Consider the following 12,132-nt stretch of genomic DNA (forward strand, 5'->3'; position numbering starts at 1 on the left):
GTACCGAAAACTAAAATAACGTATTAGCTTATTTTACTTTTGTACCGAAAATTAAAATAACGCATCAGCTTATTTCAATTAGATGGTAAATCCTAAAATTAGTTTATTCCCCCGATATTATCATGAAACATCCATGAAATAAATTTCGTCCAAGAGAATGTAAATAGGGGGGTATTGTTTACTTTAGTGTCATTCACTCGAAAAAACGAATGCAATGAAAACAGTACCTTTTGAACAAGTCATCCTCCGGGGTTGTGGAATAGATGTCCACAAGGACATGGTAGTTGCTACGATAAGTGGCGAAGGTCTCAAAACTGAAACCCGCAGTTACAAGACCTTCAGTAGTTCTTTGACAGAATTAAAAGAATGGTTATTATCCAGTGGCATTACGCATGTAGCAATGGAAAGTACCGGTGTTTACTGGAAGCCGGTTTATAAGATTCTTGAATGTCCAGATATGAAAGTCTGGATCGTGAACGCACGGCACATCAAGTATGTTCCCGGGCACAAAACGGATAAAAAGGATAGTGCCTGGATTTGCAAACTGCTTTTAGCAGGTTTGTTGAAACCGAGTTATATCCCGGAGCGTGAACAACGTGAGCTTCGTGATTTAACCCGTTACCGTAACAAGTTGATCCAGCATGTATCTTCTGAGAAAAACCGTATTGTTCGTATCCTGGAAGATTGTAACATCAAACTTTCCAGCGTGGTGTGCAGCCTGGACGGAGTCGTGGCGAACAAGCTGATAGATATGTTGATCGATAAGGGTCATGTAACAATGGATGACATAACTTGCATCTATCATAAAAAACTTGAAGCCAGTCCGGAACTTCTTTATCAGGCTTGTGAAGGCTTTATAGAACCGCATCACATCTATATGTTGCAGACCATCCGTAAAGATATGGAACAGACGAAAGCCATCATAGCTGACCTTACCTGCCGTATAAAAGAGGTTTTATCTCCTTATGAGAATGTGATGGAACTCTTGCAGAAGATCCCCGGACTTAGCCGGAAAACGGTTGAAGACCTGATAGCAGAGATAGGTGTGGATATGGAAGCCTTTCCAACCGAAAAGCACCTGGCTTCGTGGGCCGGTGTCTGTCCAGGCAATAACGAGAGCGCAGGTAAAAAAAAAGTGGTAGAACCACCCATGGCAACAAACAGTTGAAAGCCGTAATCACGGAGGCTGCGTGGGCAGCCACCCGTACCAAGAACACCTTTTACAGTGCACGTTATCACCGTTTAGCCGCCCGTCGAGGGAAAAAGAGGGCTTTAGTAGCAGTAGGACACTCGATCCTGAAATCGGTATGGCATGTACTGAAAGAGGCTTGTGAGTATAAGGAACTCGGTGCGGAATATCTCAACCAAAGGATGGAGCAGAAACGGAAAAATTACTTGAAGAAAGAGCTGGAAGCACTTGGCTATAAAGTTAAAATCAGCCGTGATGATGGTCCAATCCCAGAAGTAGGTTAAAAACATAGAGAAGGTCGATTTTTACTGGCTTGTTGTCGTAAGAAACAGCAAGAGGTCGCTCATGAAACTGATCTCAACTGCTAAGCGGTCAAGACTGCGAGTCCTTTAACGCGTGTATGAAATTTTTTTTCTTAGCTGTTGTAAAATTATAAAATGCCCAAAGATAATAGCCAACCGCATTTGTATCTATACAAGTGCTCTCTTTTGTTTTGTCTGAACTCTAAAAAAATCAATTTATTAATGGTTTAAACGGCTCTCTTGAGATAGGGAGCGCAATTTATTTACATATGAAAAACTTTAAATCAGGCACATACATAAACCAAGGTTACTACAAGAGTTTTCAACCGAACTTAATTAACAACCCTTGGGTAATTGAAAACATGGAGATAGTAACATTGTTAAGCAAAGCGGACAGAATGCTTGGCAGACTAGACATGTATTCAGAACATATACCCAATATCGATCTTTTCATTAGCATGCACATAATGAAAGAAGCGACTCAATCTTCTAAGATAGAAGGTACTCAAACAAATATGGAAGAAGTACTCATGTCTAAAGAAGATTTGCCATTGGATAAAAGAGACGATTGGACCGAAGTTCATAACTATATATCTGCGATGAATGAAGCTATTAAAATGCTCGAGACATTGCCTTTTTCTGCAAGGCTTATAAGAAATGTACATAAAGTATTACTTGCCGGGGTCAGAGGTGAATATAAACAACCAGGAGAATTTCGGAAAAGTCAAAACTGGATTGGAGGTTCTTCTATTAACGATGCCATTTTTATTCCTCCGGTTTGTACTTCAATCCCTGAATTAATGGAAGATATAGAGAAATTTGTACATAATAATTCTATTTTCTTTCCTGAACTATTAAAGATAGCCCTGATACATTATCAGTTTGAAACGATTCACCCTTTTTTAGATGGTAATGGCCGAACAGGGAGATTACTAATTACCCTGTACCTTGTAAGTAAAGGTATATTAAAGCGTCCTATTTTATATTTATCCGATTATCTGGAAAGGCATAGAAGTTCATATTATTCTAATCTGATGAAAGTTAGATTTGAAAATGATATTGAAGGTTGGCTTAAATTCTTCCTCCAGGGAGTTATTGAAACAGCAGAAAACGGAGTAAAAACATTTGAGGAAATATTACTTCTACAAAAAGAATATGAAGAGTGTATAAAACAATTAGGCAGCCGATCAGCCAACGCTTTAAAAGTAATAACCGAACTGTATAAAAAACCGATTATAGATGCAGCCCAGGTTTCAACTATAACAGGTATAAGTCAGGCATCCTCTTACAAACTTATTGAAGAATTAGAGAAGCTTGATGTTTTAAAAGAGATTACAGGTGGAAAACGTGGACGAATCTATATCTTAAAAAAATATGTAGAGATATTCAGATGATATTTTTTATCTTTGTTCCTGTGAACCTTAAATTGAATAAAATGTACATACGAGTAATTCTCTATCTGTTGCCATTTCTGATACTATCCGGAAATATATCCGGACAAACTATTTCTGCTGAGACTGAGAAAATGCTGGCCAGCCTGGACTCGTTGTTGGCTAAAAATGAGACTTTTGTCATTGCCAAGGAAAAAAGAATCGAGGACCTGAGGAAAATGGAACAGAAAGTTGCAACAGAGGAAGAGCAATACTGGATGAACAAACTGTTTTATGAAGAATATATGGTCTATGACAGCGACTCTGCATTTAGTTATATCCATAAAAATCTGGAAATAGCACAACGACTGAACAATCCCCAATGGGTTGCACAGTGGAAGATCGAACAGTCGTTCATCCTGACAGCCACCGGTTTTCTGAAAGAGGGACTGGATGCCCTGAATGAAATAAACCCCGAAAACCTGTCGCCTTATTACAGAACTGACTACTATGGACAAATGATGTATCTTTACTCTCATTACGGGCAATATTCCGGTGAAAACACCGCTCAAAGTACCTTCTACTATGCGAAAGAACAAACCTATCGGGATTCGATCTTCGCCAGTATTCCCGACAACCATCCATATGGTTTATGGTACAAAGGCTGGCAATACAACAAGACTCCACAAGCTGCAGAAGTAAAAGAGCAATTGAAAGAAGAACTTGCTTCCGCCTCCTTCGATTCCAGGAAAGACGCCATGAACGCTTATATCCTGGCAATCATGTATAGGGACGAAGGTAACGAAGATGAATATTTTCGTTACCTCATTTTATCAGCCATGGCTGATATACGGTCGGCCAACCACGATATCGCTTCGCTGGAAGAACTCGGAAAAACCTTGTATGAAAGAGGTTACATCGATCAGGCATATTCTTATCTGAACTACTGCCTGGGATGTGCACAACTCTATAAGAACAGGATACGTATGGTCGGCATTTCGTCCGCACTGGACGCCATTCACAAGACATACGAACAAAGAAACAAAAAGCAGGAAGCCGACTTGCGCCGGTATCTGTACATCGTCAGCACCTTGTCGCTGGTCCTGCTGGCAGCACTGTTCTTTATCGGACTACAGATAAAACGGCTGAAAGAGTCCCGCAGAAAACTGAACGATGCCAACCAGACCCTGAACAAGCATGTAAGCGAACTGGAAAAAGCGCATACGCAACTGGCAGAAGTAAACAGCCAGCTCCAGTCACTGAACGAACAATTACTCGACACGAACTCCAAGCTGACGGAATCCAATTATGTCAAGGAAGAATATATCGGTTACGTCTTCAATATCTGTTCCAGCTATATCAGTAAACTGGACGAATACCGAAAAAATATCAACCGGAAAATCAGGACCGGTATGGTCGACGAAGTCAAAAAGATGACAGACTCCTCCACGCTGGCTGCCAACGAACTAAAAGAGTTTTACAGTAATTTCGATGCCATCTTCCTGCATATCTATCCTGACTTTGTCTCGGATTTTAATGCTCTATTACAACCCGACAAACAAATCATACCCAAAGAGGGAGAACTGCTGAACACCGAACTTCGTATCTACGCTCTGGTACGCCTCGGCATCAGCGATAGCGTGAAGATTGCCGAGTTCCTGCACTGCTCCCCTCAGACGGTCTACAATAATCGGCTGAAAACGCGCAGCAAAGCAATCGTTCCTAAAGAACATTTTGCAGATATTGTGAAATCTTTAGGGAAAATAGAGCGTTGAAACCACTCGGAAAAGCCTCCCAGACTACATTCGGAAACTTACTTTTTACGTATCAAACCACATATTCAAACCACTATATATCAGCAATATAACAATTTTATAGATTTACCGATCCGGTTTACCAGTCCATTGGCACCGGTTATTCGCGCTATACTTTTGCAAGTACAAAAAGTGTAGAACAAATTAGTACGTTAACTTTAAAAAATGTATTCGTCTTATGAAAAACATTTTATTAAAAAAGAGGCTTCTTAAAGGTATGATACCTTTGTTGTGCCTATTGTTATTTCCAACATTTGTGTTTGCCCAAAAACTGACAGTCAGTGGACAGGTCAAAGACGCCCTCGGCGAACCGGTCATCGGCGCCAATGTAGTAGTAAAAGGAACCACCAACGGGGCCATGACGGACCTGGACGGTATGTTCACCATCAATGAGGTAGAAAAAGGCTCTACCATCGTCGTTTCTTTTATCGGTTATTTACCCCAATCCATCGTTGTCTCAGGCAATGCGCCATTATCCGTTACGCTGGCGGAAGACAACCAGGCACTGGATGAAGTGGTCGTTATCGGTTACGGTGTGCAGAAAAAGAGTGTGGTAACGGCCTCCATCGCCAAAGTAGGCGCGGACGAATTGGCCCAGACAGCTCCCGTCCGTGTCGATAACGCGTTGAAAGGACTGGCAGCCGGTGTACAGGTGACCACACAGAACGGCCAACCGGGTACAGGTTCAGTTATCCGTGTACGCGGAACAGGCACCATCAACACCGCCGACCCTCTTTATATCGTAGACGGCATGCCCATCAACGGAGGTATCGACAACATCAATCCGGCCGACATTGCTTCTATCGAAGTATTGAAAGATGCCGCTTCGGCAGCTGTGTACGGTTCACGTGCCGCCAACGGGGTTGTTTTGGTTACGACCAAGCAAGGGGCCATCGGCAAAGTGAAAGTGTCTTACGACTTCTCTTATGGCTGGCAATCCGCCTGGAAAAAACGCAGTATGCTGAATGCGTCCGAATACGCGACCCTGATGAACGAAGCACAGCAGTATTCCAACGGCACCGACCGTTTTTCAAACACTAATCTGGGTGTAGGCACCGACTGGCAGGATGTATTGTTTAACGACGGCGCTCCCGTACAGAACCATCAGTTAAGCATCAGCGGGGCAAACGAGAAAGTAAGTTACTATTTCTCCGCCGGTTATTATAACCAGGAAGGTATTATCGGTGGAAATTACGACCGTTCCAACTACGAACGCCTTTCATTCCGCAGCAACACCCTTTATACCTTATTCGACGAAACGAAGAACCGCAGCTGGTTAAGAAAAATGACCGTCGGTGTCAATATGTCTTATTCCCGTATAAACAATATAGGGGTAAGCGCCGGTAACCTGACCGGTTCCCCGCTGGGAGATGCCCTTTTCCTGGACCCGACCATGGAAGTCTACGCACAGGATGAGGACCATGTAAACGGCTATACGGCAGATATTCGCAGCAAGTACGGCGACCCTGTACGCGACCAGCTCACCGGACAGGTATTGCAGATTCCGGAAAACTTCAACGAAATTACGAATCCGCTGGGCCGCATGTCCGCACAGCCCGGAAGAAAAAACAATTCAGACAAAGTCATTGCCAACCTGACGGCCGAACTCGGTATCTGGGATAACCTGAAATATAAGTTCTCCTGGGGCTCCGACCTTGCATTCTGGGGATATGACGAATGGAACCACCCTTATTATCTGGGCAGAAACTGCAACCAATCCATTGCAGACGGACGTTCCAGCGTGATGTCCGAAATGAATCGCGGCTATACCTGGCAGATTGAAAATGTGTTGACTTACGATAAAACAATCAGCCAGCATACTTTCAATGTGGTATTAGGACAGTCTGCCGAACGCAACACAGGCCGCCGCCTGTACGGTATGGCAAAAGATTTGATTGCCTACATGGGTGATAAGGCCAATATAGACTTTACGACCTCCCTGCCGAACAACGGAAACCGGAATACCGAAGGAGGATTAACCGACCCGCACTCGCTGGCTTCTTATTTCGGACGTTTAAGCTACAACTTCGCCGAACGTTACATGTTGCAGCTCACCGTACGCCGCGACGGTTCATCACGCTTCGGTGAAAATAACAAGTGGGGTACTTTCCCTTCCGTTTCTTTAGGATGGAATTTAACGAACGAATCGTTTATGGAAAAACGCCCGGACTGGCTGACCAATACAAAAATACGCCTTTCATGGGGTAAGAACGGTAACGAGGCTATCGGTAACTTCCGCTACACGGCGAATGTATCGATGAATAATAACTATCCTTTCGGCGCTTACGGCAGAGGCCAACAAATCGTAATGGGTTCCAAACCTTCCGGCACTCCTAATGCCGATTTGATGTGGGAAGAATCAGAACAGTATGATGCCGGTATTGATTTCGGCTTCCTGGGCAACGCATTGACCTTTACGGTCGATTACTACCAGAAGAAGACCAACGGTATGCTGAAAGAAATGGCCATACCGAACTATCTGGGCGAATCCAAACCCTGGGGGAACGTCGGTTCGATGAAAAACGAAGGGGTTGAATTTGAAGTCGGTTATAAATATAGCCACAAGGACTTCCGTTTCGGCGTCAACGCCAACCTCTCTTATTTGAAAAACAAATTGGTAGACTTAGGCACAGCCGACGGTTTCGAGATGATGGACCAGGTACATATCCTGGGAAATGTCGGCCGTGCGGAGAACGGTATGCCTTATCCTTACTTCTACGGTTACAAGACTGCCGGTATCTTCCAGAATCAGGCGGAAATCGACGCTTATACAAACAGCAAGGGAGAGAAATTACAGCCGCTTGCCGTTCCCGGAGATGTGAAATTCGTAGACTTTGACAATGACGGTACAATCGACGATAAAGATAAAACCATGATTGGTAAAGGTACTCCGGACTGGACTTTCGGTCTGAACCTGACGGCCGCTTATAAAGACATTGACTTTTCAGTCTTATTTTCCGGTTCATTGGGACAGGACATTATGGACGTAACCCGCCGCCTGGATGTGTCTTCCGTAAATGTGCCCCAGGAGTTTATGAAACGCTGGCATGGAGAAGGTACTTCCAACACAATGCCCCGCTTCTGTTACCCGGGTGACGATATGAACGGTAACTGGAAGAAAGTATCCGATTTATACGTCCACAACGGTAGTTTCGCCCGCATTAAAAATATGCAGATAGGTTACACCTTGCCGAAGAACCTGACACGCAAATTCTTTGTCGACAGACTTCGTCTCTATGTCGCCGCCGAGAACTTGCTGACACTGACCTCCTATAAGGGTCTTGACCCGGAAATAAATGCGACAGACGTAGCCGGAGATAAATCAAACGGCATCGACCGCGGCTATTATCCGCAGGCACGTACATTCACAGTCGGCTTAAATCTTAATTTCTAATCACTAAAAAATGGAATCGATATGAAAAAGAATAAACTATATACTTTCGCCGCTGCCATACTACTTGCATCAGGACTTGTTTCGTGCGGCGACAGTTTCTTAACCGAAGAACCGGCAAGCAGTGTGCCCATCACAGGGTATTATACTGACAATGCCAAAATGATAGAAGCCATGGCAGCCGCTTACGACCCGATGCAGTGGTTCGATTACTATAACGGCTGGTTCCCTCTGAACCTCGCCTGGGATGCTGCAAGCGATGATATTTACCCGGGTGGCAGCGATACATCCGACCAGGGTTATCTTCACGAAATCTCCTGGTATGGCTGTAGCCCTACCAATGACATAAAAGGAGCATGGACCGTTGCCTACTCCGGCATCAACCGCTCCATCCGCTTAATGGACAATGCTGAAGAGGCAAACATCTCCGAAGCAGATAAAAAGTCTTACAACGCAGAAGGACGGGTATTGCGCGACTGGTATTACCTGGTATTGTGGAAAACCTGGGGGAATGTTCCATTTTATACGGAGAACCTGACTTTCCCGTATATCGCAGAGCAGTTGAAAGCAGACGAAGTATACAATAACATGGTAACCGACCTGGAAGAGGTGCTGGATTCCAAAATTCTTCCGATGAAACGTGAACTAACATGGGCCGGACGAATGACTCAGGCAGCCGCTGCCATGATCTATGCCGATTATGTCATGTATCAGAAAGACGAAAGCCGTTACCCTAAAGCGTTGGGTTATGTAAAAGAGGTTATCGCTTCGGGACAATATAAACTGGTTACGGACTACGACGACCTGTTCACTTATGCTACGGAATGGTCCGATGAAATCATCCTCGATATCAACTACATCTCAGCCGGTGGTAAACGCGGCTGGGGCGATGCTGGGGCCTGTGGGGGTACTGTCATCCCTGCTATGATTGGTGTGGATGGTTTGACTTACGTCGGCGGTCAGGAAACGGGACATGGCCCGTATACCGAATTTGAAGGTGGCTGGGGTTTCTGTGTGATTACTCGGGATGCATATGAAGCCTTCGAACCGGGAGATATCCGTCGGGATGTAGCAGTCCTGAACCTGGATACGTACCAGGAGGAAATGATGAACAGGGGAATCGCCGTGAATTATACGGGACGTTACCAGAACACCGGTTATTTCCTGCGCAAATATCTAGGCCGTCCGGGCGGTAAGGCTGACCAGGCTGGCGATGCGGACCTGAACTGGGAAAACAACTTCCACCTGTATCGTTATGCAGAAACTCTGCTGGTTGCAGCAGAACTGGCATGGCGCACCAATTCGGGAGAAGCACAAGGTTATTTCGACCAGGTACGCGAACGTGCCGGTCTGAGTCCCAAAGCAATTTCCGAAGAAGCCATCATGCAGGAACGCCGGGTAGAATTACTGGGTGAAGGAAAACGTTATTTCGACCTGGTTCGTTTCGGTAAAGCCGCTGAAGTCCTGAAACCGGGTGGCGGTGCTATTTATGTGACAAAGGATGCCCATCGTTTTGTCTGTACGGATGGTACCGTTACGCAGGACAAGCCGAAAGGCGAAGTTAAAACCAATGCAGACGGAAAACCTCTCAATCTGGTTATCAACGGCGAACTGAAATGGACTGGGAAAGGAGCTGCTATTCCGCAGCGTCCGCAGTGGACCGAGAACAAAAAGTATCTTCCGATTCCCCAGATTGAAATTGAATCATCTCATGGAGCTACTGTTCAGAATCCATATTAATTGATTATTAAATAGGGGATATCCAAAGAATGAAATAAGCTGTTTCATTCTTTGGATATCCCTGTTTATCTTACTATGCCATGAAAATAAAACGATTATCTGTCTACCTGCTGCTTTTGCCATTCTTATCATGCGCAGAACCCCAGGGAACCCAAGAAGGAGATATTGAAAGCCGGGTGAATGCCTTGTTAGGGCAAATGACCTTGCAGGAAAAGATTGGCCAAATGAACCAGTTAAGTCCTTTCGGCGGCCTGGAAGAAATGGCCGGGTTAATCCGGGAAGGGAATGTCGGTTCGCTGTTGAACCTGACCGACCCGGAGCTGGTAAACAAAGCGCAGAGAATTGCGGTAGAAGAATCCCGCCTGGGTATTCCCCTGCTTATGTCGCGCGATGTCATCCACGGTTATAAAACCATCTTCCCCATCCCGTTGGGACAGGCGGCGACTTTCAACCCGCAACTGGTGGAAGACGGTGCCCGTGTAGCGGCTGTCGAAGCGTCGGCCGACGGCATCCGCTGGACCTTTGCCCCGATGATCGATATATCGCGCGACCCACGGTGGGGACGCATCGCCGAGAGCTGCGGTGAAGACCCGTATCTGAGCTCCGTGATGGGGGTAGCCATGGTGAAAGGTTTCCAAGGCGATTCCCTGAACAATCCGACGGCTGTTGCAGCCTGTGCCAAACACTTTGTAGGCTACGGTGCATCGGAAGGAGGACGCGATTACAATTCCACCTTTATTCCCGAACGCCAGCTGCGCAACGTCTATTTTCCTCCGTTCGAAGCAGCCGCCAAAGCCGGATGCGCCACGTTTATGACTTCTTTCAATGATAACGACGGAATTCCCTCGACAGGTAACAGTTTCATCCTGAAAGATGTGCTGCGCGGTGAATGGAATTACGACGGACTGGTGGTAACAGACTGGGCATCCTCGGCCGAAATGATTTCCCACGGTTTCTGCAAAGACGAGAAAGAAGCAGCCACGAAGTCCGTGAATGCCGGCATCGACATGGAAATGGTAAGCGGCACGTTTATCCGCAACCTGGAAGAACTTGTCAAGGAGAAGAAAGTATCGGAAGCAGCGATTGATGAAGCAGTCCGTAACATCCTCCGTCTTAAATTCCGCCTGGGACTGTTTGATAATCCATATACAGACACAGACCAACAAGTAAAATATGCGCCCACCCACCTGGCAAAAGCCAAAGAGGCGGCAGAACAATCGGTTATCTTATTAAAGAACGACCGCGAAACCTTACCTTTTACCGATAAGATACGTACCCTTGCCGTAATAGGCCCGTTGGCCGATGCCGCCCACGACCAGATGGGAACCTGGGTATTCGACGGAGAAAAAGCACATACGCAAACGGTTCTGGTCGCTTTGAAAGAGATGTATGGCGATAAAGTACGAATCATCTACGAACCCGGATTAGGTTATAGCCGCGACAAGCATACAGCCGGCATCGCCAAAGCCGTAAATGCCGCTATGCGTGCCGATGCCGTACTGGTATGCGCCGGAGAAGAATCTATCCTCTCAGGCGAAGCACACTCACTGGCCGACCTGCATTTGCAGGGAGCGCAGAGCGAACTGATAGCCGCCCTAGCAAAGACAGGGAAACCACTTGTGACGGTGGTTATGGCAGGCCGTCCGCTGACAATCGGACAGGAAGTCGAACAGTCCGACGCCGTTCTCTACGCTTTCCATCCGGGAACAATGGGCGGACCGGCCCTTGCCGACCTGCTCTTCGGAAAAGCGGTACCAAGCGGAAAAACACCCGTTACCTTCCCGAAGATGGTAGGTCAGATACCTGTCTACTATGCACATAACAATACGGGCCGCCCCGCCTCCCGCCAGGAAACATTGATAGACGATATCCCGCAGGAAGCCGGACAGACCTCCCTGGGCTGTACTTCCTTCTACATGGATGCCGGTTTCGACCCTTTGTTCCCGTTCGGTTACGGATTGTCTTACACCACCTTCGGCTATGACAACCTGCAACTGGCAACGAATCAGTTGGCTGTCAACGGAACACTGGAAATCAGCTTCGACCTGACAAATACTGGTAAGTATGACGGTACGGAAGTCGTGCAACTGTACGTACAGGACAAAGTCGGCTCCATCACCCGTCCGGTCAAAGAGCTAAAAGGCTTCCGGCGGATTCCTCTGAAGCAGGGTGAGACAAAGACAGTCTCTTTCTCACTCCCCGTCGAAGAACTGGCCTTCTGGAACATCGACCGGCAAAGAGTAGTCGAACCGGGCGAATTTAACCTCTGGGTCGGCCCTAACAGCGCCGAAGGATTACAAACAACATTCACAGTAAAATAACAGAC

Annotated in this window: 7 protein-coding genes; all 7 read left to right on the forward strand. The window is 46.2% G+C overall.

Annotation, left to right across the window (positions count from 1 at the left end; translation table 11 throughout):
* Positions 1-214: 214 nt before the first annotated feature.
* Positions 215-1,168, forward strand: a complete 954-nt coding sequence (locus C825_RS01220; protein WP_010800681.1) for an IS110 family RNA-guided transposase — start codon at positions 215-217, stop codon at positions 1,166-1,168.
* On the forward strand, positions 1,165-1,473 hold the full coding sequence (locus C825_RS01225) for a hypothetical protein (RefSeq protein WP_007657317.1): 309 nt from the start codon (positions 1,165-1,167) through the stop codon (positions 1,471-1,473). The genes C825_RS01220 and C825_RS01225 overlap by 4 nt, the downstream gene beginning before the upstream one ends.
* 287 nt (positions 1,474-1,760) lie before the next feature.
* Positions 1,761-2,885, forward strand: coding sequence for a Fic family protein (locus C825_RS01230; RefSeq protein WP_044215059.1), 1,125 nt, complete (start codon positions 1,761-1,763; stop codon positions 2,883-2,885).
* Complete coding sequence (gene susR / locus C825_RS01235; RefSeq protein ID WP_010801080.1) at positions 2,882-4,636, forward strand: SusR family glycan utilization regulator; 1,755 nt, start codon at positions 2,882-2,884, stop codon at positions 4,634-4,636. Before C825_RS01230 ends, susR begins: the two co-directional genes overlap by 4 nt.
* 217 nt (positions 4,637-4,853) lie before the next feature.
* Positions 4,854-8,069 carry a SusC/RagA family TonB-linked outer membrane protein gene (locus tag C825_RS01240; RefSeq protein WP_010801081.1) on the forward strand — a complete coding sequence of 1,072 codons (3,216 nt, stop codon included), beginning with the start codon at positions 4,854-4,856 and terminating at the stop codon, positions 8,067-8,069.
* A 21-nt stretch (positions 8,070-8,090) separates the two neighbouring features.
* On the forward strand, positions 8,091-9,806 hold the full coding sequence (locus C825_RS01245) for a RagB/SusD family nutrient uptake outer membrane protein (protein ID WP_010801082.1): 1,716 nt from the start codon (positions 8,091-8,093) through the stop codon (positions 9,804-9,806).
* An 80-nt stretch (positions 9,807-9,886) separates the two neighbouring features.
* Positions 9,887-12,127: a glycoside hydrolase family 3 N-terminal domain-containing protein gene (locus tag C825_RS01250; RefSeq protein ID WP_010801083.1), complete on the forward strand. Its 2,241-nt coding sequence runs from the start codon at positions 9,887-9,889 to the stop codon at positions 12,125-12,127.
* Positions 12,128-12,132: the final 5 nt, after the last annotated feature.

The organism is Parabacteroides sp. ASF519 (genome assembly GCF_000364265.2).
Classification (GTDB): Bacteria; Bacteroidota; Bacteroidia; order Bacteroidales; family Tannerellaceae; genus Parabacteroides; species Parabacteroides goldsteinii.